Below are 24,643 nucleotides of genomic sequence, written 5' to 3'. Positions count from 1 at the left end.
TAATGGGGCGGCATAATAGCAAAGCTCGCCTAATAGGAGTAGGTGAAAATTGCAATTGATTTACCCGCCTGTAAAAACAACTGCTTAACGCAGACTTTTGGTTGCATCGATAAATCCGCATAACGCGTATCTAAACGTAGAGTCCAGCCCGCCTTGGGCGCAAAAAATGGTAACGCAAAGCGTACATCGTCATCACTCGCATTAAAGCAGATTAGCCAATGCTCAGGCCGCATATTGCCCTGCTCTTGGACATGCCCCCGTATTTCGACCGCAAACGCTTGATTCTCACTTTCATGCCAATCTTGCGGCGCTTTGTTGGTGCCATCAGGTTTATACCAAAACACACTCGCCGGATTTCTACTCTGATAATAACCATCATCGTCTAATTGCATTTCTTGTAATAACTGACTGCTATTTCTTAATGCAATTACCTCGCGACAAAAACGCAAAAAACTGGCTTGCGTGGCAGACAAATCCCAATGTAACCAATTGATAGGATTATCCTGACAATAAGCGTTGTTATTTCCTTGTTGTGTGCGGCTTAATTCATCCCCACCGAGAATATGGGGCGTCCCCTGAGATAGCAGCAGAGTGGTAAAAAGATTGCGCTTTTGCCGTTCGCGCAACGCATTGATCTTAACATTGTCGGTTTCACCCTCATGCCCATAATTCGCAGACAGATTATGCGAATGTCCATCTCGGTTTTCTTCAAGGTTTGCTGTATTGTGTTTATGCTTGTACGTGACCAGGTCATGTAAGGTAAAGCCATCATGATAAGTGACCGGATTCACTGACGTACAAATCGGTTTAACCCCTTTATGAAAGATATCGCGTGAGCCCATAACGCGAGTGGCGAAATCACTGGTTAAGCCGCGATCACCGCGCCAGAATGCGCGTACGGTATCTCTAAATTTGTCGTTGCACTCGCGCCAGCCCAATGGAAAACCGCCTACCTGATATCCTCCTAAGCCGATATCCCAAGGCTCAGCAATGAGTAAAACATCGTGCAAAACAGGATCTTGCTCTATTGCTCTAAACAGCGCTGCATTTGTGTCAAACGCCAGCGGATCTCGGCCTAAACTCGCCGCCAAGTCAAAACGAAAACCATCAACACCGATAATTTCAACCCAATACCGTAACGCATCCATAATCAAGCGCAACATTTGCGGGTTAGCTACGTTAACACTGTTGCCACAGCCCGAGTTATTGATAAAGGCTTTGGAACCATCATCTAAATGCTGGTAAAGATAGGCCTGAGACCCCTGCAAACCTTTGAAGCACAACGTAGGACCACCGTCTCCCCCCTCTGCCGTATGGTTAAACACCACGTCCATAATCACTTCAATTCCTGCAGCGTGATAGGCATGCACCATTTGTTGACATTCAACTAGGGGATCAGCTATTGCGTAGCGCGGCTCCACAGCAAAGAAATTAATCGGGTTATACCCCCAATAATTAGTCAATCCCAATTGAGTAATATAGGGTTCAGGCATAAAACTGGCGCAGGGCAAAAATTGCACAGTAGTAATCCCTAAACTGCGTAAATGTGCCAAGATAGCTGGATGAGCAGCCCCTAAATAGGTTCCTCGCTGCGATTCGGGTACATCAGGATGCAGCTTCGACAATCCCTTTACATGGGCCTCGTATAGGATCCGTGGTTGTTCTTTACTGAATAAGCTCGATTTGCCTGCGGCCTTGGCCGGTTCAGTCACTACACACTTGGGTACCATGCGGTGACTATCATGTTGATATAACTTCTTATCCCAATGACAGGCGCGACTCAGTCGTTTGGCATAAGGATCAATAAGCAATTTTTGCGTACTGTTATTAGTCGGTATACCATCATCGACACGGTAACCATACAGACTACCGGCCGTAACCCCCGCAATATGTACGTGCCAAATATGCCCGGTTTTACCCAACATTGGGTATTCGACCAAGGGCGATTCATCTTTACCATCAAATAAACACAGAGAAACCGCTCGTGCATCGGGTGCATAGACCGCAAAATTGCATCCATCCTTGCTCAACGTCGCACCAAAAGGTTGCGGATTACCTGCTGCGATTTTCACCATAGATAGGGTTCGTTGTGTCAGTCAAAAACAAAGTAGAGCGTCGCCAACGGCGGCAAGTTAAACAAAATCGAATGGGGTTGATTATTCCAACCATGGGACTCCGATTTAACGCGTTCTTGGGCGGCATAATCGCTGCCCCAAAATTCGCTGCTGTCCGTATTTAGCAATAACCGGTATTCACCGGCATCTTGTACTCCGAGTCGAAAATTATCGCGGGGGATGGGCGTGAAATTGGTAATAGCATAAACCTTTTGCTTACCATTTTTACTACGTCTAACGAAAGACAAAATACTTTGCTCGGCATTTTCATGATCAATCCACTCAAATCCGCTCGCCTGACAATCCATCTCGTACAATGCTGGATGCTCGCGGTAACAATGATTGAGTGTTTTATATAGCCTCTGGATCCCTTGATGCTTGTCAAATGCCAACAGATCCCATTGCAACTGCCCATCATGATTCCATTCATTGGCTTGGCCTATTTCATTCCCCATGAAATTAAGCTTTTTCCCCGGATGAGCATACATAAAGGCTGCATAACTGCGCAAATTGGCAGCCTGTTGCCATTCATCACCGGGCATTTTACGGATCATTGATCCCTTGCCGTGCACGACTTCATCGTGAGAGATTGGCAGGACAAAATTTTCATCAAAGGCATACACCATTGAGAACGTGATTTCACCATGATGATAGCGGCGATAAGCCGGATCTTTACTGATAAAATGTAATGAATCGTGCATCCAGCCCATATTCCACTTAAAGCCAAAGCCCAATCCACCATCAAACACTGGGCGCGACACTTTAGCAAACGATGTTGACTCTTCAGCAATTGTCATAGCATGCGGAAACTTTTGATAAACTTCCTTATTCATCCATTGCAGTAGACTGATCGCCTCATAGTTGTGGTTACCACCATCAACATTTGGGATCCACTCACCGTCATTTCGTGAATAATCCAAGTAGAGCATTGAAGCCACAGCATCAACGCGTAAACCATCGATATGGAATTTATCCAACCAATACAGCGCATTCGCGACTAAAAATTGCCGCACAGTCTGTTTGCCGAAATCATAAATGCAGGAGTTCCAATCCGGATGCCATCCCTTCCTAGGATCTTCATACTCATAAACACAGCTGCCATCAAAGCGCGCCAACCCATGACCATCTTCAGGAAAGTGTGCAGGAACCCAGTCGATAATTACACCGATACCCTGCTGGTGACACTGATCCACAAAGAATTTAAAGTCGTCGGGATGACCGAAACGGCTTGTCGGCGCGAATAACCCGACGGGTTGATATCCCCACGAGCCGTCGAAGGGATATTCTGAAATAGGCAACAGTTCCACATGTGTATATTGCATATCGACGAGATAAGGGATCAACTCTGCCGCTAATTCGCGGTAACTTAAATAACGCTCACCACTCGCGGGATCTGGCCGCTTCCAAGAACCGAGGTGACATTCATAAATGCTCATCGGTTGCGTGTAAGGATCATTGTGTTGCCGATTCATCCAAGCCGAATCTTGCCAATCGTATTCGGTATGGTCATAAACTCGAGAAGCGTGAGACGGATACTGTTCAGCACTAAAACCGATAGGATCGGCCTTGTGCGGAAGTTGGTTACCTCCTGCATCTTTGACTTGGTACTTATACAGTGTTCCAGTTTGCAAGCCTGGCACAAATAACACCCAGAATCCCAGGTCAGTTTTTTGCATCGGGTGGCAACGCCCATCCCAGAGATTGAATTCACCAATCAATGAAACAGCTGAAGCATTAGGAGCATAAACCGCGAAACGCACCCCATTAACCGTGTGTTTATCATTTATACTGACGGTGCAAAGCTGTGCTCCAGCTTGCTGATAAAGGTTTTCAGGCGCATGATCGATAAAATGCACGGCATGATAGGCCTCTGCTTTGAACGCGTAGGGATCCAGTGTCTGATACGAGGTTTCCGCCGTTGTTATAGAGAATCCATATAACTCCGGTAATTTATTTTTAGCCAGAGATGCAACAAAAAAATCGGTACCTTCTTGAACTTGCATAGAGCAAATCACTTTTTTGCTACGCCAATCAATCAACTCGACGCTTTTAGCTCCGGGTAACCATGCACTCACCTTGAGCTGTTTGCCCTTTTCATGCACACCTAGATATTCAAAAGGGAAAGCGCAATGGGCCTGAGCGAGTTGTTGAATATGCTGCATTAATGATCCTTACTTGTCATTGCTGGCCTGTTGTCGAGCGCCGTCTATCCGCGCCGCGAGATGTAAAATATTGCCGTCATCAAAAATAGATGATAGCGAACGCGACAATTTACGCTTCCAATTTGGATATTCGTCAAATGTACCTGGAATATTGACAGGTTTATCCATTTGAAGCCAATCCTCTAACTGTAGGCTCAATAGCGCGCTGGATCCACCCGCCATGTGAACTTGCAGGCCATAATTTAAGGCTTCCGTCATTGGCGTGTGATCCACATACCGCCCTACGTCATCGCCAACCGATAAATGCCCGTGTAGCGAATCTAAAATTTGTTGCTTATTGGCATGTCGGTCGTCATATAAGGTTTTTAACACCTCGGGGTCACGATAAAGACCCAGATTTTTACCTAACTCCAAATCATTACAATGCCAGTAGCCAATCAAGGTTGGCATATCGTGTGTCGTTAACGTTGACATCGATTGCACGGGATAATGACTGGGTGAATAAAACCCGCCATCTTCAGCTTGTTCAAAGAAAAACACACGATATGAGTATATGCCGTTTTCCGCTAACTTCTCACGAATTTCATCCGGCACCGTACCCAAATCTTCACCGATCACTAGACTTTGTTTGCGCTGACTTTCCAGCGCCAAAATACCTAGCAGGTCATCAACCGGGTAATACACATAACCGCCAGATTCAGCGCCATCCCCCTTTCGGATCCACCACAAACGCAGTAACGCCATGGCGTGGTCGATACGCAATGCACCGGACGCATGCATGTTGGAGGCAAACAAATCGATGATCGGTTGATACCGCTGAGCATACAATTGCTCGGGGTCCATTGGCGGTAATCCCCAGTTTTGTCCAAGTGGTCCAAGGATATCTGGCGGAGCACCCACACTAGCGTCTGTGCAGTAGAGTGACTTATTGCCCCATATCTCGGCACTACCTTCACTGACACCAACCGCTAAGTCCCGATACAGTCCTATTTCCATCCCCAGTTCACGTGCTTTTTCACTGGCTTGTTCAAATTGCAACATGGCTTGCCATTGCAGAAACATATAAAACTTAATGCGCTTGGCATGCTGCTTTTGAAATTTCGCAACATCACTATTGCTATAATCTGAATACTTCGCAGGGAATACTGGCCAACCCCATGACTCCTTGCCCTCAGCGTGCAAATGCTCTTGCATGGCATCAAAAGTGGCGAGTACCTGCAGACTTTCACCACCCTCTTCAACGAACGCTTTGAATGCTTTATTCACTCTTGAATTTTTGCTCAAATGCTGGCTATTAAAAACCTCAAACACACGTGTTAGTGCAGCCAATTTTAATTTAGCCACAGCCGCGTAGTCGATGTAATCAATTTGCCGAACATGTTGCAGTTGTTGTTGGAAGCCTGAATTGGCGACCAAACTTTGCACCGACTCGTCGTTGTAACCATCAATCTTAGTGACATCGATATATAAATAATTCAGCCACCGGCGTGATGACGGCCCATACGGGCTGCAAGCGTCAGGGTTTGATGGATAAAGTGCATGGATTGGGTTCAAACCGATAAAATCAGCGCCTTGATTTGCCGCTTTTTCAACCAAGAAGAGCAAATCACTAAAGTCACCGATTCCCCAATTGCTTTCACTGCGCAAGCAATACAGTTGCACACTCAAGCCCCAAATCTTTTTCCCTTGGGCAACGGGATCGGGGGTGTAGCACTTTTCAGGCGCGATGATCAGACGCATGTCTGCGAGTAAGTCGTGGTCTTCAGCGCGCAATTCAAGATGGTGGTAACCGAGCGGTAGATCACTATCCAAGTTCACTGCATAGGCTTGAAACTCGCTGTCATTAATTTCTGCAGCATCGATCAAATCACAATCGACAGGCACAAAGGCGTGCTCAATGGTTGTACCGTCTTCCAGAGACAGCACTAATCTGTGCGGATCATTGACCAGCTCAATGGGTAACCTTACCGGCACGACTACGTGCTCGTTGGTCCTGACAACTTGTACGGGCTCCAGTGGCTTCATCCATGCACTTGCCACATGTTGATGAATTTGTTGTTCAATCACGGCATCGGTTTGGGTGTCATAACCCATGACCTCAAGTAATTTAGACTTGGTCGCTTCATCAACCTGCGCAGGCTTGCCCCACGCATCAATATATTTTGTTTCGATTCCACGCATTTCAACTAAAGAATCAAGCGCTTTTGATGCCATATATGTATCCATTAAAAAGTCAGTATATGAACCAACGTAAATAAATTGTTAATATTATGATTTAACAACGGCTGCATCGCATTTGAATACGTTTGCAGAACTTTATGCAAGCGATTAAATGTAATTTTACATCATTTTTGCGCTTAATCTTTGCGAAAATTGCTTTTTTGATCCATAATTTTCGTAATTATATTACACAAAAGGCAAGACAATGACTATCAAGGTTGGAATAAATGGTTTTGGTCGCATTGGACGACTCGTACTCAGAGCGGCAACTAAACGCAATGACATCAGTGTTGTCGCTATCAATGACCTGCTAGACGTAGACTACATCGCCTATATGTTAAAATATGATTCGACACATGGGCGTTTCGATGGTGCTGTCGATGTTGTCGATGGCAATCTGGTAGTGAATGGCCAAACGATTCGAGTTACTGCAGAAAAAGATCCTGCGGCCCTTGCTTGGTCCGATGTTGCTGTAGACGTTGTTGTTGAGGCTACTGGGTTATTCCTGACTGAAGAAACCGCGCAAAAGCATATCCAAGCCGGCGCCAAAAAAGTCGTGATGTCAGCCCCTTCTAAAGACGCAACCCCAATGTTTGTAATGGGTGTTAACCACAATGATTATGCCGGGCAAGCCATCGTGTCAAATGCGTCTTGTACAACCAACTGTCTCGCCCCATTAGCCAAAGTGTTAAATGACGAATTTGGCATAGTCGATGGTTTGATGACCACCGTACACGCAACCACTGCCACCCAAAAAACCGTCGATGGTCCTTCGCAGAAAGACTGGCGTGGTGGTCGGGGTGCCTCACAAAACATCATTCCATCATCAACCGGAGCAGCAAAAGCGGTTGGTCGTGTAATACCTGAGTTGAATGGTAAGTTGACGGGCATGGCTTTTCGCGTACCAACAGCCAATGTGTCTGTGGTAGATCTCACTGTTAATCTCGCTAAACCAGCAAGTTATGACGCTATTTGTGCGGCGATGAAAGCAGCCTCTGAGGGTGAGCTTAAAGGCGTACTTGGCTATACCGAAGATGCCGTTGTATCGCAAGACTTCATTGGTGAGACCCAAACCTCAGTATTTGATGCAACAGCAGGTATCGCTTTAACCGACACCTTTGTGAAAGTGGTAGCGTGGTATGACAACGAAATGGGATACTCCCACAAAGTTCTTGATTTAGTTGCCCATATCGCTAAGTGATCGATAGCGGTTCAATGTGGGTCCGCATTGAACCGCTCTTGCCGAAAGGCTAATCTATTTGCATCAGCAATCAATTAGACCCAACCTCAAATGAGTTCATTTAGCGTGCAATACTTGCAGCGCGATAACGTTGAAATCGTACGCGTGGAAAATGCCTTTGCGCAAGCAGAGTTCAGTTTATTTGGCGGACAGATGTTGTCTTTTATCCCCCATCATGACAAACGTGACCGCCTCTGGCTAAGTGAGAAAGCGATTTTTGATGGAACACGCCCGATCCGCGGGGGTATTCCGATTTGCTGGCCCTGGTTTGGGGCCGCTCCAGATTTCTTAACTGATTGCAGCCTGTTGCCCGCGCATGGATATGTGCGCACCTGCCAATGGGAAATCCTAGAGATATCTGATTGCCCAGAAGGTACACGCGTAATTATGCAGCCATCGGTTGATTATTCGACGCAGGTATTGCCGCATTTGCACGTAACTCTGCAGGTGCTAATAGGACAACAATTAAAGATTGATTTAATCACGGTCAATCAGGGCAACATAACACCTTTTTATGCGGCCCTGCACAGCTATTTTGCGCTTGACGATATCCATTCCACAGAGTTAGATGGCCTGAATTACCCCTATTGGGATAAGGTTACACAACGCGACAACAACGCTGCTGCAGTGCCTTATACCATTACCGGAGAAACTGACCGTATCCACGCCATCGCCGCGCCCACAGTAACTATTAAAGCCGGTAATTTTCAGACACAAGTCCATTCCAGCGGACATGATAGCATCGTCGTTTGGAATCCATGGCAAGATCTCAGTCAATCGATGCCCGACATGTCTGCTGACGGATTTCGTCAAATGCTGTGTGTGGAAACCGCGCGAACGCAAGCCAACAATTTAGCTCAACAGCAAACCCATTGCCTAAGTCAAACTATCGTTTAATGCTCTCGCGGGAACGATAATCAGATGCGCTAATGTCAGCAGTACTGGCAAACATACAAAAAAACCACCTACTGCCATAGGTGGTTTTCACAAGACGATCAACGCTTTATTGCCAGTATAAATTAAGCCATGAGCTTACTGCGCGTTTTTGATTGCAGTCGCTGCCAAGTCGGTTATCGCTGACCAGTTTTCTTGCTGCACTACGTCATCAGGCGCCAACCAAGAGCCACCAACACATTGCACATTCGGCAAAGCGAGATAGTCCAAATAATTATCCGGTCCGATCCCGCCAGTGGGACAAAAGGTTATCTCTGGGAATGGCCCGCCGATGGATTTGAGTGCTTTCACGCCTCCTGACGCTTCGGCTGGGAAAAACTTAAGATGGGTGTAACCGGCATCTTTGGCCTTCATTAAATCGCTAATTGACGAAATGCCTGGGATCAGGGGGATACTCCCGGCACTACCGGCAGCCAATAAATCAGCAGTCATTCCAGGGCTGATAGCAAACTTCGCGCCCGCTTCAGTTACTTCTTTTAATTGCTGAGCGTTGGTGACGGTTCCGGCACCAATGATAGCGTCAGGTACTGACTCGGCAATCGTTCTAATTACATCCAGCGCGGCTGGCGTGCGCAAAGTGACTTCGAGTACTTTTATCCCACCGGCCATAAGTGCTTGCGCAATCGGAACTGCGTGTGCAACGTCGTGGATAACCAGAACCGGAACGACCGGCCCAGAGGCGAAAACCTCAGAGGGAGAGATGGTCCAATTATTCATCATGCTTTTAAACTCGCTGTCTGTTGTGTTAAGTACGCGCCTGCCCCCAGCAATCCGTGATCGGGCTCAGCGATTAAGTAAGTGGGGATGGGTTTGACGTATTCGGCAAATTGGCCCTTGGCCTCAAAACAGCGGCGAAATTCACCTTGCTGCAGCTGTTCTAATAGCCGCATCGCTATCCCACCGCCAATAAAAACACCGCCGGTCGTCGCCAAATTCAAGGCCAGGTTGCCAGCAAAATTCCCCATTATGCGACAAAACTGCTGGATTGCCCGTTGACTCAGAGCACAGCTACCGTTACTGGCGGCCTGGCTGATATCCGCAGCCTCGATAAACTCAGGCTCGACATCTTCGGCCAACGCCAAAGCCCGATAAATGTTAACGATTCCTCGCCCTGACATGACTTCTTCAGCAGAAGCGCGACCATGCAAATCAACTAAATAGCGCCAAATAATGACATCAGTTTCATCGCACGGCGCAAAGTCAACATGACCGCCCTCGCCGTCGAGCGTTTGCCAGCCTGACGACGTTTGTGTCATATGCTCAACGCCCAATCCAGTACCAGGCCCAAACACCGCAATATTACCTTGCTTATCGCGCTGTCCGGCGCCGAGCTGAATCAACTGGTTATCCCTGAGCACAGGTAATGAATGCGCTACCGCGGTGAAGTCATTGATCACACCCAACCAATCCAGGCCTAATTCCTTTTGCAAATCAAGCTTGGAAAACTGCCAGCTGTGGTTGGTCATCTTGACCCAATCATTATTGGTCGGGCACGCGATTGCAATGCACCCGATCGTAAAATCTTTAATGCCAACTTCAGTGCAATAATGCTTAATTGCCGCGTCAATCGTGGCAAAATCTCTACACAAATACTTCTTTATATTGCTCAATTCGCCATCAACGTAACACGCTAAGCGAATATTGGTTCCGCCGACATCGGCAACAAATGCCTTCATTGACCTTGTTCCTGTTCCACAAACAATGAACATGCACCCTCTTCGGCACCGGTCAGGGTTGAGCGCATACCACCAAACATTTCACGGCCCATACCAATTTGATGCAAGGCAATGTCTGTTTGTGCAGCCTCGCGCGACGCTAGCTCATCAGCATCAACCAGTAAGGCCAACGAACCCGTAACGGTATCGATTTCAAGCATATCGCCGTTCTGCACTTTAGCCAGTAAACCGCCCTTATAGGCTTCTGGCGTTACATGAATCGCTGCAGGTACTTTACCTGAAGCACCTGACATCCGTCCGTCAGTCACTAATGCGACTTTATGACCGCGATCTTGCAGTACGCCAAGTGGCGGCGTTAATCGGTGTAACTCTGGCATACCTATAGCAGCAGGTCCTTGGAACCTAACCACGACGATACAATCACGATCAAGCTCACCCGCTTGGAACGCAGCATCTAATTCAAATTGGTCTTCAAACACCACTGCTGGTGCTTTGATCCGACAATGAGGTTCACGCAGGGCCGATGTTTTGATTACCGCACGTCCTAAATTGCCACTGAGAACCGATAGCCCACCATCAGGCTTGAAGGGTTCATCTAATGGCGCTAACACTGCTTTGTCGAGAGATTCCTTGGGGCCATCGCGCCATTCAAGTTCACCGTCATTAAGGAAAGGTTCTTTCGTGTACTGTTCGAGTCCTTCACCACAAATGGTCTTCACGTCGTTGTGCAATAGTCCTGCATCTAACAACTGCTTAAACAATAACGACATACCACCAGCGGCAGTGAAGTGGTTGATATCGGCGGAGCCATTGGGGTAGATCCGCGTTAACAACGGTGTGGCGTTGGAAAGATCAGAAAAATCATCCCAATTGACGATATAACCAGCAGCCCGTGCAACGGCAACTAAGTGCATGGTGTGATTCGTCGAACCACCGGTGGCAAGTAATGCCACGAGTCCATTGACAATGGCTTTAGCATCCACAATGTGACCAATTGGCGTGTAGTTATCCCCCAGATCCGTTAACCGTGTAACTTGCCGGGCAGCCGCTTTAGTCAGTGCATCACGCAAGGGTGTACCTGGATTAACAAATGACGAGCCGGGCAAATGCAATCCCATCATTTCAACCACTAATTGATTACTGTTCGCCGTTCCGTAAAACGTGCAAGTGCCCGCTGAATGATAGGATTGGGATTCAGCCTCAAGCAACTCATCGCGGCCGACCTTGCCTTCAGCATAGGCTTGTCTTACTCGCGCTTTCTCTTTATTGGGTAAGCCTGATGGCATTGGCCCTGCTGGCACAAACACGGTCGGTAGATGCCCAAAGCTTAGGCTACCGAGTAATAATCCAGGGACTATTTTATCGCAAATCCCCAACATCAGAGCCCCATCAAACATGTTATGTGACAATGCAACAGCAGTACTCATGGCGATCACGTCACGACTCATTAAGCTCAAATCCATACCCGGATTTCCCTGCGTTACACCATCACACATGGCAGGTACTCCGCCAGCAAACTGAGCAACGCTCCCCACCTCGCTGACCGCTTGTTTAATAATCGCAGGATAAGTTTCATACGGTTGATGGGCAGAGAGCATATCGTTGTAAGCGGAAACAATCGCCACATTCGCTTTAGTCATACTGCGTAAATCAGCTTTGTCAGCGCTATTACACGCAGCGAAACCATGCGCAAGATTACCGCATGACAAGACCCCACGGTGTGGACCGTCCCGCCGGGCTTTTTCAATTTTAGCGAGGTAGTCTGCGCGAGTTTTTATACTGCGCTCAATGATCCGTTGGGTTACTTCTTGAATTTGTGTATTCATATATACTCTCCTAAGGCGCCCACATCAATGTGACATCGCAGTTGTCCACGACAGCTTTAATTGGCTTTTCCAAGGCTGACTCTGCAGCCAGAGCGTCTTTTAAAACGTCTAGTTTCTTGTCACCCGTCAAATGCAAAAACACGTGTCGCGCCGATACTAACGCCGGCAACGTATACGACATGCGTTGATGCGGTGCGGTAGTAGGTTCAGTGGCAATAAAGGTGCGACCAGAATTTAGCGCCAGTCCATCAGCCAATTGAGCGCAGCACGGAAATAATGAAGCGGTATGTGCATCCTCGCCCATACCAAGGATTAGCACATCGAAAGGTTGTGCCGGCTGCTCTGCCGCCTGCTCGAGGCTCCGCTCTGCTGCAAACGCAGTGTCATGTGGTGTTTTTAATGCGAAGAAACTGGCACTTGCGGCATTTCCAACTAACAAATTTTCACGGACTAACTTTTCGTTACTGGCGCTATGTGAATTATCCACCCAGCGTTCATCAGCCAAGGTCACAGTCACTTTGCTCCAATCAAGGTTGATCTGGCTTAGTGCCTGAAATAGCGGTAACGGTGTACTGCCACCACTAACCACCAGAGAAGCTTTGCCCCGCAACGCAATAGCGTCAGTTAGGAGTTGCGCAATGCGTGCAGAAAAATCATCCACTAGCGCCGCTTTATCAGTAAAGTGTTGTTCGTTTAAAGCCATCTCTCTGCCCTACTTCTTTTTGGTTGTGCGACTTTCGTACCATGCACGATTTTCCCGCGCGAGCAACCCAATCGAGGCAACTGGGCCCCACGTGCCAGCTTGATAGGGTTCTGGTGGTTCATTGCTCCCTTTCCATGCATCCAAGATCGAATCGACCCATTTCCACGCCTGCTCTATTTCATCACGACGTACAAACAACGCCTGGTTACCACGCATGACTTCTAACAGTAACTTCTCATAGGCATCCGCAATTCGATCATCCGCAAAGGCTTCCGAGAAGCTTAAGTTCAGCTTAGATTTCTGCAAATCCATTGAACCACTACTTGCAAGACCCGGGACTTTATTCATTACAGTGATCTCAACACCTTCATCGGGTTGCAATCGGATCACGAGTTTATTGGGTGGGAGATTCGCAAAACTATCACCGAACAAATTGTGCGGTTGTCGTTTAAAGTAAATAACAATCTCGCTGACTTTCGTCGGCATACGCTTGCCGGTACGCAAGTAAAATGGTACACCTGCCCAGCGCCAGTTATCGATTTCAACTTTCAGTGCCACAAAGGTTTCCGTCAAACTCTCGGTATTGGCGTCCGGCTCTTCCAAATACCCTGGAACTTCCTGCCCTTTTACAAAACCATTAATGTATTGACCGCGCACGGTTGATTGCTGGTAGTTCGTCGCGTTGATTGGGCGCAATGCTTTTAATACCTTGAGCTTTTCATCTCGAATACTGTCTGCGTCGAGTGTTGTGGGTGGCTCCATCGCTATCAAACTAAGCACTTGCAATAGGTGATTCTGCACCATGTCACGCATCTGTCCGGCTTCATCGAAATACCCCCAGCGCCCTTCAATCCCTACAGATTCAGCGACACTGATTTGCACATGATCAATACAGTTATGGTCCCAGTTGGTTGCAAAAATGGAGTTAGCAAATCGCAAGGCGATCAAATTCAGCACCGTTTCTTTACCGAGATAATGATCGATACGATAGATTTGGTTTTCGCTGAAATACTCAGCGACTTGTTCATTAATGACGCAAGAAGACGCTAAATCATGCCCTATGGGCTTCTCTAGTACGACGCGCACACTACTATCGATTACACCGGCTTCATGTAAACCGCGGCAGATATCACCATAAATTGACGGTGGCGTTGCTAAATAGCAAACCATCGTCCGTTCTGGATCCACATGCTCGCAAAAAGCTTTATAGCTTTTGGCATCTTTCATGTCGACTTTGACATAATCCAAGCGTGCTTCTAGTCGCTTCCAAGTTTCCTCACAGAGTGTATCACCAGAGAATTTTTCAATGTTCTGTCTGACCTGCGCCTTATATTCATCAACCGAAATATCCTGCCTCGCAACCCCAACAATCGTTGAGTCCGGGTGAATAAGTTCTACTTTTTCAAGCTGATAAAGCGAGGGAAGAAGCTTGCGTCGTGCGAGGTCACCAAGGGTGCCAAATAAGACAAAATCACAGGGTTCTGTTGTGCTTTCGAATACCATGAGTCATACCTTAATTAAGGAGTGTGATGCTGTGCTGATTAATAGAAGCACCGCAAACGTATATCAGAGTAAACACTAAATGTTGTAATTTTACAACTTAATCCCCGTGCAGTTTTCAGTAAAATCCGCAAAAACGGGATCAAAATCGCGTTAAATGACGATTTCCTGTTAAAAAATTACAGCTTTTGATGTCATTTTACCAATTTGTCGTAGTATATTGGCACTCATATAACAATAGTATAGTAATCACGCTCAGCATCGCTATGAACATTCTTGAAAAAATAACTGAACACAAAGCTGCCTTCAGCAAGTCTGAACGCAAAGTCGCCGAAATCATTCTAGCGAATCCACAGACCGCCATTCATAGCAGTATTGCTACTCTGGCGAAAATGTCGGATGTAAGTGAACCTACCGTCAATCGTTTTTGTCGCCGCTTAGATACCAAAGGCTTCCCAGACTTCAAACTGCATTTGGCACAAAGTCTTGCTAATGGTACGCCGTATGTTAACCGGCACGTTGATGAAAACGACGGTCCTGCTGAGTACACCAATAAAATATTTGAATCGACCATGGCCTCGCTGGAGGTTGCGCGACAAAGTGTTGATATAGCAACGATTAATCGGGTCGTTGATTTGCTTACACAAGCACAAAAAATTTCGTTTTTTGGTCTTGGCGCATCAGCGTCAGTGGCGCATGATGCACTTAATAAATTCTTTCGTTTCAATGTGCCGGTTGTCTATTTTGAAGATGTTGTGATGCAACGAATGAGCTGCATGAATTGCGGTGAGGACGATGTAGTGGTGCTAATATCCCACACAGGCAGAACCAAAAGCCTGGTTGAAATTGCGGGTATCGCGCGCAGTAATGATGCAACAGTGGTTGGCATTACGTCAGCAGATAGTCCGCTAGCGAAAGAGTGTAACTACGTATTGTCGCTGGAAGTACCTGAAGACACCGACATGTATATGCCAATGGCATCGCGCATTGCCCAGTTGACGTTGATTGACATTCTGGCAACCGGGTTTACGTTACGCCGTGGTAATAAGTTCCGCGAAAACCTCAAGCGCGTTAAAGATACTCTCAGAGGCTCACGATTCGATAAGCGAGATTAACGCCTTATCCAATGGTCGTACCATTTGATGGCTAACTTTCATTTGCACTAACTGGGTACGCTGAACTACCATTAATGTAATTAAATTACGTAATGAAATTCCATTTCATTGTTAAATAGGCGCAAACGGCAAAGATTATGACTCGAAGAACCAAAATATTAGCGACCCTAGGTCCAGCGACAGATACGTTGGAAACCATAGAAGCCATCATCAGTGCAGGCGCAAATGTGGTGCGCATGAACTTCAGTCATGGCAATGCCGATGACCACATCGAGCGAGCTAAAAAAGTCCGCCAAGCCGCAAAAAACCTCGGTAAATATGTCGCCATATTGGGTGACTTACAAGGCCCGAAAATACGGGTGTCGCGCTTTAGGGATGGCGCGGTCAAACTTCCTTTGGGGCATCATTTTATCTTGGATGCAGAGTTCGACACCGATGCAGGTGACGTAAATACGGTTGGTATCGATTACAAAGCTTTACCCGGTGACGTCGGTCCCGGTGACATCTTGCTACTCGATGATGGTCGTATCCAGTTAGAGGTTGACTACGTAGATGGGCAAAAAATCCACACTAAAGTTACGGTTGGCGGCAAACTTTCCAATAATAAGGGGATCAATCGTCAGGGCGGCGGCCTATCGGCTGAGGCTTTAACCGAAAAAGACAAACGTGACATCATCACAGCAGCAAAAATCGGCGTTGATTATTTAGCTGTCTCCTTCCCTCGCAGCAGTGCGGATTTGAATTATGCGCGAGAACTGGCGCGACAGGCCGGCAGCGATGCTAAAATATGTGCCAAAGTTGAGCGAGCCGAAACGGTGGAGTCTGATTCTGCGATTGACGACATCATTTCCGCGTCAGATGCAGTGATGGTAGCACGCGGTGATTTGGGTGTTGAAATCGGCGATGCTGAATTGGTAGGTGTACAGAAGAAATTGATCGCGCGTTCACGCCAGTTAAATAAAGTGGTTATTACGGCGACCCAAATGATGGAATCCATGATTGATAGCCCAATGCCTACCCGCGCAGAAGTAATGGATGTCGCCAATGCTGTGTTGGACGGCACCGACGCTGTGATGCTGTCAGCCGAGACGGCTGCCGGCAATTACCCGGTAGAGACAGTAAAAGCCATGGCTCGGGTTTGTGAAGGAGCAGAAACTCATCCAAGTGTTAAAATTTCTAAACATCGTTTAGATGAATTTTTCACTTCGGTTAGTGAAACCGTCGCTATGTCAGCGGTATATGCAGCCAATCATCTCGCTAACATTAAGGCTATTGTTGGACTGACCGAGAGTGGTAACACACCAAAATTGATGTCTCGTATCACTACATCATTACCGATTATTGCGCTTTCCCGACACGAAGCGTCACTCAATACGATGGCGCTTTACCGTGGTGTACAACCCGTCTTTTTTGACTCTCGTAAGAGTGAACCTGGGCAATTAAAACAAGATGTGATCGATGTTTTAAAACAGCATGGTCTAGTGAAGTCTGGTGATCAGTTTATTATGACTTACGGCGATGAAATGGAAACTGTGGGCGCGACTAATGCGTGTAAAATTGTAACCGTTAACTAGCTCTCAGGGCGCTTAAACTGCGCCCTCAGATAACTTTCACGCTCAATCGCTTAGACCTGCTCTGGTGTTTTTATGATTGGCACTTTTGAGTAAAGTCTCAACCTTGCCAAACGGTAAAGTAATTATCAGCGTTGCGGCTAGGCGGCCCTTTTGGCTCACAACCTGGCGTTCCTAAATATAAAAATCCGACAATTTCATCATTATCATTAATGGACAAGGCTTCTTTCACATAGCTACACTGCGCATAACTGCCGGTCCGCCAAATACCGGCAAAGCCTTGCGCGACAGCCGCCATCTGCATAGCATGCACCGCGCAACCAGCGGATTGAACCTGTTCAATGAAAGGCACTTTAGGGTGTTCGATAGCGCGTGTTGCTGCGACAATGACCATCGGCGCCCGCACTGGCAATTGTGGCGCTCGTTCAATGGTTTTACTGTCTTCACCACGATGGATAGCCGAGGCTTCAAAGATTTCCCCTAATTGCTTTAATCCTTCCCCCGTGAAGATGATAAATTGCCACGGGGTCAAACACCCATGATCCGGCGCTCGCAGCGCCGCTTGCTTGATGATATCGAGCGCTTCGCCCGCTGGAGCTGGCGCTTGTAAACGTGGCAGAGATTGTCGTTGAGTTAATAATTCAATGGCATTCATTGCGATTCACAATAGTCGAATATAGAGACAATCACACTAACATAGCAAACGGCTCCTATCGATAATTTTTATCCGCTTACCGCGCGCTTGTGCAACCAATAATCAACCGAAACATAGCGTCCACCACCGAGAAAAAATAAGGCGACTAACATGATGAAATAGGTTGCCGCAAACTCTATACCGTTATTCAATATGACAAAGTTTCCGCTACTGGTTAGCCAATCATAATTTCCGTGTGTTTGTAACAACGACTTTGCTGCTGCGAGCTTATCCGCTGCCTCCATTACACTTGGATTACTCAAAATAGTGCCATCGGCTAACCAGCTACTGCTGTCCGCAATGGCTAACCAACCATTTTCCCAATGCACACTGAGCGCCGCAACCAACATGGTGAACATTAAAGGAAGGGCAATTAATCGCGTGGCTAAACCAATGATTAATAATGCCCCACCGATTAACTCTGTGCCTGCGGCCAAGGCTGCCATTACGGTTGGGAAAGGTAAGCCCAGTCCCCACTCACCATTGCCAAACCAAAGTACAACATCTTCAAAGCTAACAACTTTATTCCAACCCGCTTGCAGCATAATTGGGGCTAGGTATAGTCGCAGTAATAAGGGAGCGACTCCGTCAAATCGCTGGCTTGCATTGATTAATCTATGATAGGTTTGGACTATTGAGGCAATCACATCTCGACTCCGTGTACATGGGTTACATAACTAGAGCGTACGAGTCAGCATTAAATTTCAATAGTAATGAAAAATAATTGCGACCAAACTCAGCAACCTTCGGTATTTTCTCGTTTGCACCACCGGCAAGCGCGCAAAGTACGAGCAACCCCCAAAAAGGCACGCACGTTGATGGCCCTGAGCGCAGATGATCATAAAGCAATAGCTCAGCTCATTAAAAAGTGGTTAGGTGATAATTGAACAACAACACATCTGTCATAATTAATTACATTTTAAATTTCGCGATCCATTCCGGAATGATTAACATATAGACAGTTAAAGATCAGAGGTAGTACTTGCATGGCAAGCAATGGTAATTGGACTAAGTCTTTATTTGTTGGGCTTTGGAACGCACTGAATTTCAGTCGTAAATTAGTGTTCAACGCAATCTTCATTTTCCTTATCGTCGGGTTTTTCATCATCATAAGTAGTGGGGACGACAATAAAGTTACAGTACCGCAGGATAGCGCTCTGGTACTCAATCTTTACGGTACGCTTGTGGTTGAAAAAACGGCTGTAGATCCGTTTGAATCCTTTATCAATGAAGCCTTTGAGCAAGAAGAAGAAAACCCCGAAGTGCTAGTATCAGACGTTGTTATGGTGTTGGAAAACGCCAAAGCTGATAATCGGATTAAAGCACTGGTGCTGGATTTACATGGCTTATTTGGTGGCGGTTTAGATAAACTGCGCACCGTCGCCAATGCGATTGAAGACTTTAAGACGTCTGGCAAACCTGTGTATGCCGTTGGTGATTATTTCTCACAGGACCAATACTACATTGCAGCGCACGCTGACAATCTTTACTTACACCCCATGGGCGGCATGCTACTCGAAGGCTATGGCCGCTATCGAACCTACTTTGCTGAAGCCTTGGAAAAGCTCAAACTGACTACACATATATTCCGCGTAGGTACCTTCAAATCTGCAGTTGAACCCTATTTACGCAATGACATGTCAGAAGCGGCGAAAAAAGCCAACTCGGCGTGGTTAGATGTATATTGGCAACAATACAAACAGGATGTTGCAACCGCTCGCAACATGGATACCAGTAACTTTGACGAAAAGCTCGATGTATTGGTGGAAAAAATGGCTGCCGTTGATGGTGACTTTGCGCAATATGCACTAAACAACGGATGGGTCGATCAATTAAAAAACCGTGACCAAGTGCGTACTGAGTTGCAAGAAATCGTCGGCAAAGACTCCACTAAGCTCGGGTACAAAGCCATTAATTATGAGAATTACTTAAGTGTTATTAATTTACCTCTCGATTTGATGGCTACAGATAAAGACAAGGTCGGTATTGTAGTTGCTAAAGGCACAATCCTTAATGGGGACCAAAAAGCCGGCACTATCGGTGGTGACTCAACAGCCCGCTTGTTGCGCAAAGCTCGTTTAGACGACAGCATCAAGGCCGTGGTATTGCATGTAGACTCTCCTGGTGGCAGCGCATTTGCTTCCGAAGTTATTCGCAATGAAGTTGAGTTGTTAAAGCAAGCCGGTAAACCTGTCGTCGCGAAAATGGGTACTTATGCGGCCTCTGGTGGCTATTGGATTTCAGCAAGTGCAGACAAAATTATTGCTTCACCCAGCACGATTACCGGTTCAATTGGGGTTTTCGGTATGTTTTTGACTTACGAGAATACCTTAGAATATTTAGGCGTGCATACCGACGGTGTAGGCACAACTGAAGTTGCCGGAATATCCCCTGCCCGCAGTCTAGATCCGCGGGTTGGGCAAATTATTCAGCACAGCATTGAGCATTCTTACGACCAATTCATCAATCTCGTTACGACTGAGCGTAACTTGGATGAAAACAAAGTACGAGAAATCGCAGAAGGTCGGGTATGGATTGGTGAAACGGCGTTAGAGCTTGGCTTAGTCGATAGCTTAGGTGATTTGGACGATGCCATAGAAAGTGCCGCTGAGTTAGCCAACCTTGAGGACTATGCAGTGCGCAAAGTTGAACGATCTCTATCTCCAAAAGAAAAATTCTGGAAAGAGTTTTTTGGTCAAGCAGCCGTTTGGATGGCTGGCTCTGGTATTGCAACAAGCGAAAGTTATGCCATGGGATTGTTTAAACAAGTTGCCAAAGAATTTGACGCCGTAGCGCAACTCAATGACCCGCGCGGTGTTTACGCCATGTGTGTCGCTTGCGAACTAAACTAGTCCTGTGCACGTTCAAGAGCATGGGCGCCGTTTGGCGCCCATTGCATTTGCATGATTACTGAACCCCTAAAATGCCAAATTTACCAACACGTTGAAGCGCTCATTACGCAAGCTTCTGCGGCGCTTGGAAAGCCTTTAAAAGCGCCAACCATCGGCTTCCGGCGCGCAGGAAAAACGGGTGGCAGCGCACATTTACAGAAGAATCATATCAATCTAAACCCCATTTATTTGATAGAGAATGTGGCACATTATCAAGCCCACGTGATCCCTCACGAAGTGGCTCATATTGTGGTTTGGCAGTGTTTTGGTAGGGTAAAACCACATGGTAGAGAGTGGCAATCAGTGATGCGCGATATCTTTGGGGCTACGCCCTCTGTCACACATAATATGCAATCAAGTTTGCTGCGCGATAAGAGCTTTAAGTATCATTGCCTCTGCGGTGAGGTTAATCTAACTGTTCGGCGTCACAACAAAGTGTTGCGTGGACAACACTATCGATGCCGCAGATGTCAGCAGATATTGGTGGCTAAAACCACGACTTCGTAAATACCCGATCTAATTCATCGAAGGCTGTTTTTAACATCGCCGCCAGCTCTTTGTATCGGGGTTTTGGGGTCAGTGCTTTAAGCCGACACCCGTGCGCAGTCATCTTACTATGTATGTCGATATACCATGCTTTCAGCGCGGGGGGCAGTTGCTGATTGGCGCGAAAACCTAACCACATCAGCCCTTGCAACGGTAAGCTCAAGAAAAATGCGGCCACTGTGACGGCTTGTGGAATATGTGCCGTACCAAGTTGTTGGATCAACACTGCACAACTGACTACCGCTAGCGGTGGTGCCACCTTGATCAACAGACGTGTTAACGCAACCACACGACACTCAGGGAAAAGAGCGTACAAGGGTTTCTCCATTGGCCATGTCTTCATGTAAGACTGACCATCTTTGAGCATGGTGGCGACTGAGAGTGACATTTTGCTCGTTACCTCTAATTTGACACTTTAACTATAAACAAATACGGCTCATTTAGGTATATCGATTTCTTCTATAAAAGCATGAGCACTGATAGTGTTGATCTTTAACTATGACGTGTGGCGTATATCATCGTGTTAAGCCTTAGGTTTATCGAAAACGACGAAAAAATCGCGATTTTATTCATGCAAAGCGTGCGCGAGCAGTTGATTCTTAAAAATTAACCCCCAAAATACACAGCAGAAAATTTTTCCGGTTGTGTACCTGCACAACTTAGCTATCGGAGCTCATTTAATGCCTTCAGAAAAAAACACCCGACATGTTCGTTTATTAATTTTAGGATCTGGCCCAGCAGGTTATTCAGCGGCGGTGTATGCTGCCCGAGCCAATCTAAATCCTGTGCTGTTAACTGGTATTCAACAGGGTGGGCAATTGACCACTACTACAGAGGTTGAAAACTGGCCGGGTGATCCTGAAGGGTTAACTGGACCTGATTTAATGGTTCGGATGCAAAAGCATGCAGAAAAATTTGATACCGAAATTATTTTTGACCACATCAATAAAACCGACCTAAGCAAGCGTCCTTTTACCTTGGAAGGTGATAACGGTATCTACACCTGTGACGCTCTAATAATCGCTACAGGAGCGTCTGCGCGCTATCTAGGTCTGCCAACTGAACAAGCTTTCATGGGTAAAGGTGTATCGGCCTGTGCAACTTGCGACGGTTTCTTTTACCGTAATCAAAAGGTGGCTGTTGTTGGTGGCGGAAATACCGCAGTTGAAGAAGCCCTGTATTTGTCCAATATCGCGTCTGAAGTCCACGTTATCCATCGCCGTGATAGCTTCCGTAGTGAAAAGATTTTGGCTGACCGACTTATGGATAAAGCCCAGAATGGCAATGTTACCTTGCATTTAGACCGCACCTTAGATGAGGTTGTTGGTGATGACATGGGGGTTACTGGGATCAAGATTAAATCAACTAAAGACGATTCGATTGAATCACTCGATGTTGCTGGTCTCTTTATCGCGATTGGCCACAGCCCAAACACCGGTATTTTTGCCGGTCAATTAGAAATGAAAGACGGCTATATCGTAGTGAATAGCGGTCTTAATGGGAACGCCACACAAACCAGCGTAGAAGGCGTTTTCGCGGCTGGTGATGTGTCTGACCACATTTATCGTCAAGCCATAACATCTGCTGGTACTGGTTGCATGGCTGCTTTAGATGCTGAAAAATACCTTGACGGTCTGGCTTAATTCAACGCTATTGTTAGGCCTCTGATTGAGGCCTAAGTATGATCCAACTTTATCAGTTAGACAGCAGCTTACACTTCCCTCCCATCGACCTTGCCTTGCAAGAACCCAATGGTCTTCTGGCATTTGGTGGCGATCTCAGTGTGGAGCGCTTGGTGCAGGCCTATCAGCACGGCATATTTCCCTGGTTCAACGTTGGTGAGCCCATTTTATGGTGGTCACCCGATCCGCGGGCCATTCTGCGCTGCGAGAATTTTCATTGCGCAAAAAGTTTACATAAGCTGATCCGCCAACAACGCTATCAGATCACGATTAATCAAGCCTTTAATGATGTGATCAAGCATTGTGCTAACGTCCCTCGCAATCATTCGCTCGATACATCAGAACTCACCAGCCACACTTGGATCACTCAGGATATGCAACAAGCTTATCGTAAACTGCATCAACAAGGCTATGCTCATTCAGTTGAAGTCTGGGACGATAATGCACTAGTCGGAGGGTTATACGGCGTTGGTATTGGTGCGAGTTTCGCTGGAGAATCCATGTTTCATCTGGCGCCAAATACATCCAAACTCGCTCTTGCTGGATTAGTGCAGCATCTTCAAGCGCACGGCATTGACTTTATTGACTGTCAAATTGAGAACCCACATTTACTCTCATTAGGCGCTGAATCTATTCCACGCCAACAATTTTTAGCTATGCTTAAGACAGCACAAGCAAAACCAACGCAGTCAACATTATGGCAGTCACAACACATCAGCTTTTAATGAAGTTTGGACTAACTCAAACCTTTGAGTGCAGTTATATCCCTGCGCAGCGTGAACAACTGTTAGTTTATGTAGAAGAAAACGAGGACCAAAACGCACAATACGAATTACTCATTCGCGCGGGATTCCGCCGCAGTGGCGAGCAAATTTATCGACCGCATTGTCCCAACTGTAACGCCTGTGAAAGCCTGCGCATTCCCGTAAGCGAGTTTACAGCATCCAAAAGTCAGAAACGAATATTGGGTAAAAATCGCGCAATCACCGTAAAGTATCGTCGTGAAACACTGCCTGATCACTATCAACTCTATGAACGTTATATCAGCGGCCGACATGCCGATGGCAGCATGTATCCGCCAAGCCCTGCACAATATGAAAATTTCATTTATTGTAGTTGGAATCAAGCATTATTCTTTGAGGCGTGGGAGCAAGATAAATTAGTTGCGGTATCAGTCGTGGATGAATTGAGTGATTCCTACTCCGCTCTATACACCTATTTTGCACCGGATTTAGCTGAGCGCTCACTGGGTAAGTTTATGATCTTGAAAATTTTGGAATATGCGCAACAACAAAGCAAAGACTTTGTCTATTTAGGCTATCAAATCGATGCCTGTCAAAAAATGAATTATAAGAAAGACTTTTATCCCCACGAGCGATTTTTTGCCAATCAATGGCACCGGATCACAAAAAAAGGCCAGTAAGTGCTTTACACCTGCGTGGTTATTGATTAAAGTCCGCGCGGCTATTTTTTTGGAATATTTTGAGGTAATTGCTTTACATGGCAAAAGAAGACAGTATTGAAATGGAAGGCGTCATCCTAGACACCTTACCAAATACAATGTTTCGCGTAGAATTAGAGAACGGGCATGTGGTTACTGCGCACATTTCTGGCAAAATGCGTAAAAACTATATCCGCATCCTAACGGGTGACAAAGTTACCGTTGAAATGACGCCTTATGATCTAACCAAAGGGCGTATTATTTATCGCGCGCGCTAAGTAATGGCAATCCAACGAATCGAATAAAAA

Annotated in this window: 21 protein-coding genes; 10 read left to right on the top strand and 11 right to left on the bottom strand. The window is 46.5% G+C overall.

Annotated features, from left to right (window positions below; genetic code table 11):
• Positions 1-29: 29 nt before the first annotated feature.
• From glgX to malQ, 3 genes are read right to left on the bottom strand one after another with little or no spacing between them, the layout of a single operon-like run.
• Positions 30-2,075, bottom strand: a complete 2,046-nt coding sequence (gene glgX, locus AC121Z_RS07115; protein WP_498127704.1) for a glycogen debranching protein GlgX — start codon at positions 2,073-2,075, stop codon at positions 30-32.
• Positions 2,076-2,092: 17 nt separating this feature from the next.
• Positions 2,093-4,276, bottom strand: a complete 2,184-nt coding sequence (gene glgB / locus AC121Z_RS07110) for a 1,4-alpha-glucan branching protein GlgB (RefSeq protein ID WP_498127702.1) — start codon at positions 4,274-4,276, stop codon at positions 2,093-2,095.
• 9 nt (positions 4,277-4,285) lie between these two features.
• On the bottom strand, positions 4,286-6,490 hold the full coding sequence (gene malQ, locus AC121Z_RS07105) for a 4-alpha-glucanotransferase (RefSeq protein WP_498127700.1): 2,205 nt from the start codon (positions 6,488-6,490) through the stop codon (positions 4,286-4,288).
• 211 nt (positions 6,491-6,701) lie between these two features.
• On the opposite strand from malQ, the gene gap reads away from it, so the two are divergent.
• The gene (gene gap, locus AC121Z_RS07100; RefSeq protein ID WP_498127698.1) at positions 6,702-7,697 is read left to right on the top strand and encodes a type I glyceraldehyde-3-phosphate dehydrogenase; all 996 of its coding nucleotides are present in this window, start codon (positions 6,702-6,704) and stop codon (positions 7,695-7,697) included.
• Between the two features lie 90 nt (positions 7,698-7,787).
• A complete protein-coding gene (locus AC121Z_RS07095) occupies positions 7,788-8,633 on the top strand; it encodes a D-hexose-6-phosphate mutarotase (RefSeq protein ID WP_498127696.1) in 846 nt (281 codons plus the stop codon).
• A 135-nt stretch (positions 8,634-8,768) separates the two neighbouring features.
• On the opposite strand, the gene AC121Z_RS07090 is transcribed toward AC121Z_RS07095, so the two are convergent.
• Genes AC121Z_RS07090 through zwf form a run of 5 tightly spaced genes read right to left on the bottom strand, consistent with a single transcriptional unit; the run spans position 8,769 to position 14,398 of the window.
• Positions 8,769-9,410, bottom strand: coding sequence for a bifunctional 4-hydroxy-2-oxoglutarate aldolase/2-dehydro-3-deoxy-phosphogluconate aldolase (locus AC121Z_RS07090; RefSeq protein WP_498127695.1), 642 nt, complete (start codon positions 9,408-9,410; stop codon positions 8,769-8,771).
• Entirely contained in the window at positions 9,407-10,366 is a 960-nt protein-coding gene (gene glk / locus AC121Z_RS07085; protein WP_498127693.1) for a glucokinase, read from the bottom strand. Before glk ends, AC121Z_RS07090 begins: the two co-directional genes overlap by 4 nt.
• A complete protein-coding gene (gene edd / locus AC121Z_RS07080) occupies positions 10,363-12,192 on the bottom strand; it encodes a phosphogluconate dehydratase (protein ID WP_498127692.1) in 1,830 nt (609 codons plus the stop codon). Before edd ends, glk begins: the two co-directional genes overlap by 4 nt.
• A 10-nt stretch (positions 12,193-12,202) precedes the next feature.
• A complete protein-coding gene (gene pgl / locus AC121Z_RS07075) occupies positions 12,203-12,895 on the bottom strand; it encodes a 6-phosphogluconolactonase (RefSeq protein ID WP_498127690.1) in 693 nt (230 codons plus the stop codon).
• Between the two features lie 9 nt (positions 12,896-12,904).
• A complete protein-coding gene (zwf, locus tag AC121Z_RS07070; protein ID WP_498127689.1) occupies positions 12,905-14,398 on the bottom strand; it encodes a glucose-6-phosphate dehydrogenase in 1,494 nt (497 codons plus the stop codon).
• Positions 14,399-14,661: 263 nt separating this feature from the next.
• Between zwf and AC121Z_RS07065 the strand changes: the two genes are divergently transcribed.
• Entirely contained in the window at positions 14,662-15,510 is an 849-nt protein-coding gene (locus tag AC121Z_RS07065) for a MurR/RpiR family transcriptional regulator (RefSeq protein ID WP_498127687.1), read from the top strand.
• A 137-nt stretch (positions 15,511-15,647) separates the two neighbouring features.
• On the top strand, positions 15,648-17,084 hold the full coding sequence (gene pyk, locus AC121Z_RS07060) for a pyruvate kinase (protein ID WP_498127685.1): 1,437 nt from the start codon (positions 15,648-15,650) through the stop codon (positions 17,082-17,084).
• Positions 17,085-17,181: 97 nt separating this feature from the next.
• Here the strand turns inward: pyk and AC121Z_RS07055 are convergent, their stop codons facing one another.
• On the bottom strand, positions 17,182-17,736 hold the full coding sequence (locus tag AC121Z_RS07055; protein WP_498127684.1) for an NAD(P)H nitroreductase: 555 nt from the start codon (positions 17,734-17,736) through the stop codon (positions 17,182-17,184).
• A 68-nt stretch (positions 17,737-17,804) separates the two neighbouring features.
• Positions 17,805-18,422, bottom strand: coding sequence for an HvfX family Cu-binding RiPP maturation protein (locus tag AC121Z_RS07050; protein ID WP_498127683.1), 618 nt, complete (start codon positions 18,420-18,422; stop codon positions 17,805-17,807).
• 339 nt (positions 18,423-18,761) lie between these two features.
• Here AC121Z_RS07050 and sppA point away from each other — a divergent pair, with 339 nt between their 5' ends.
• The gene (sppA, locus tag AC121Z_RS07045; protein WP_498127681.1) at positions 18,762-20,627 is read left to right on the top strand and encodes a signal peptide peptidase SppA; all 1,866 of its coding nucleotides are present in this window, start codon (positions 18,762-18,764) and stop codon (positions 20,625-20,627) included.
• Positions 20,628-20,678: 51 nt separating this feature from the next.
• Positions 20,679-21,173, top strand: a complete 495-nt coding sequence (locus AC121Z_RS07040; RefSeq protein ID WP_498127679.1) for a SprT family zinc-dependent metalloprotease — start codon at positions 20,679-20,681, stop codon at positions 21,171-21,173.
• On the opposite strand, the gene yfbV is transcribed toward AC121Z_RS07040, so the two are convergent.
• Complete coding sequence (gene yfbV / locus AC121Z_RS07035; RefSeq protein WP_498127678.1) at positions 21,154-21,600, bottom strand: terminus macrodomain insulation protein YfbV; 447 nt, start codon at positions 21,598-21,600, stop codon at positions 21,154-21,156. The genes AC121Z_RS07040 and yfbV overlap by 20 nt on opposite strands.
• Positions 21,601-21,892: 292 nt before the next feature.
• Here yfbV and trxB point away from each other — a divergent pair, with 292 nt between their 5' ends.
• The 4 genes from trxB to infA all read left to right on the top strand — a co-directional run bounded on the left by trxB (position 21,893) and on the right by infA (position 24,613).
• Positions 21,893-22,855 (top strand): thioredoxin-disulfide reductase, encoded by a 963-nt coding sequence (gene trxB / locus AC121Z_RS07030; RefSeq protein ID WP_498127677.1) that lies wholly within the window; start codon positions 21,893-21,895, stop codon positions 22,853-22,855.
• Between the two features lie 38 nt (positions 22,856-22,893).
• Entirely contained in the window at positions 22,894-23,619 is a 726-nt protein-coding gene (gene aat, locus AC121Z_RS07025; RefSeq protein ID WP_498127675.1) for a leucyl/phenylalanyl-tRNA--protein transferase, read from the top strand.
• Positions 23,619-24,317 carry an arginyltransferase gene (locus AC121Z_RS07020; protein ID WP_498128173.1) on the top strand — a complete coding sequence of 233 codons (699 nt, stop codon included), beginning with the start codon at positions 23,619-23,621 and terminating at the stop codon, positions 24,315-24,317. Before aat ends, AC121Z_RS07020 begins: the two co-directional genes overlap by 1 nt.
• Positions 24,318-24,394: 77 nt before the next feature.
• Positions 24,395-24,613, top strand: a complete 219-nt coding sequence (gene infA / locus AC121Z_RS07015) for a translation initiation factor IF-1 (protein WP_137166795.1) — start codon at positions 24,395-24,397, stop codon at positions 24,611-24,613.
• Positions 24,614-24,643: the final 30 nt, after the last annotated feature.

It is taken from the genome of Alteromonas sp. DYW1, from assembly GCF_059752595.1.
Note: the sequence above shows the minus strand (reverse complement) of the source record. Positions and strands in the feature narration are given on the sequence as shown.

Excerpts from the sequence above, each read along its gene's own strand:
- AC121Z_RS07055 (WP_498127684.1), bottom strand. The coding sequence starts at position 17,736 with ATGAATGCCATTGAATTATTAACTCAACGACAATCTCTGCCACGTTTA.
- yfbV (WP_498127678.1), bottom strand. The coding sequence starts at position 21,600 with ATGTCACTCTCAGTCGCCACCATGCTCAAAGATGGTCAGTCTTACATG.
- infA (WP_137166795.1), top strand. The coding sequence starts at position 24,395 with ATGGCAAAAGAAGACAGTATTGAAATGGAAGGCGTCATCCTAGACACC.
- glk (WP_498127693.1), bottom strand. The coding sequence starts at position 10,366 with ATGAAGGCATTTGTTGCCGATGTCGGCGGAACCAATATTCGCTTAGCG.
- gap (WP_498127698.1), top strand. The coding sequence starts at position 6,702 with ATGACTATCAAGGTTGGAATAAATGGTTTTGGTCGCATTGGACGACTC.
- sppA (WP_498127681.1), top strand. The coding sequence starts at position 18,762 with ATGGCAAGCAATGGTAATTGGACTAAGTCTTTATTTGTTGGGCTTTGG.
- AC121Z_RS07095 (WP_498127696.1), top strand. The coding sequence starts at position 7,788 with ATGAGTTCATTTAGCGTGCAATACTTGCAGCGCGATAACGTTGAAATC.
- AC121Z_RS07040 (WP_498127679.1), top strand. The coding sequence starts at position 20,679 with ATGATTACTGAACCCCTAAAATGCCAAATTTACCAACACGTTGAAGCG.
- AC121Z_RS07020 (WP_498128173.1), top strand. The coding sequence starts at position 23,619 with ATGAAGTTTGGACTAACTCAAACCTTTGAGTGCAGTTATATCCCTGCG.
- aat (WP_498127675.1), top strand. The coding sequence starts at position 22,894 with ATGATCCAACTTTATCAGTTAGACAGCAGCTTACACTTCCCTCCCATC.
- glgX (WP_498127704.1), bottom strand. The coding sequence starts at position 2,075 with ATGGTGAAAATCGCAGCAGGTAATCCGCAACCTTTTGGTGCGACGTTG.
- pgl (WP_498127690.1), bottom strand. The coding sequence starts at position 12,895 with ATGGCTTTAAACGAACAACACTTTACTGATAAAGCGGCGCTAGTGGAT.
- AC121Z_RS07090 (WP_498127695.1), bottom strand. The coding sequence starts at position 9,410 with ATGATGAATAATTGGACCATCTCTCCCTCTGAGGTTTTCGCCTCTGGG.
- AC121Z_RS07065 (WP_498127687.1), top strand. The coding sequence starts at position 14,662 with ATGAACATTCTTGAAAAAATAACTGAACACAAAGCTGCCTTCAGCAAG.
- pyk (WP_498127685.1), top strand. The coding sequence starts at position 15,648 with ATGACTCGAAGAACCAAAATATTAGCGACCCTAGGTCCAGCGACAGAT.
- trxB (WP_498127677.1), top strand. The coding sequence starts at position 21,893 with ATGCCTTCAGAAAAAAACACCCGACATGTTCGTTTATTAATTTTAGGA.
- glgB (WP_498127702.1), bottom strand. The coding sequence starts at position 4,276 with ATGCAGCATATTCAACAACTCGCTCAGGCCCATTGCGCTTTCCCTTTT.
- malQ (WP_498127700.1), bottom strand. The coding sequence starts at position 6,490 with ATGGCATCAAAAGCGCTTGATTCTTTAGTTGAAATGCGTGGAATCGAA.
- edd (WP_498127692.1), bottom strand. The coding sequence starts at position 12,192 with ATGAATACACAAATTCAAGAAGTAACCCAACGGATCATTGAGCGCAGT.
- zwf (WP_498127689.1), bottom strand. The coding sequence starts at position 14,398 with ATGGTATTCGAAAGCACAACAGAACCCTGTGATTTTGTCTTATTTGGC.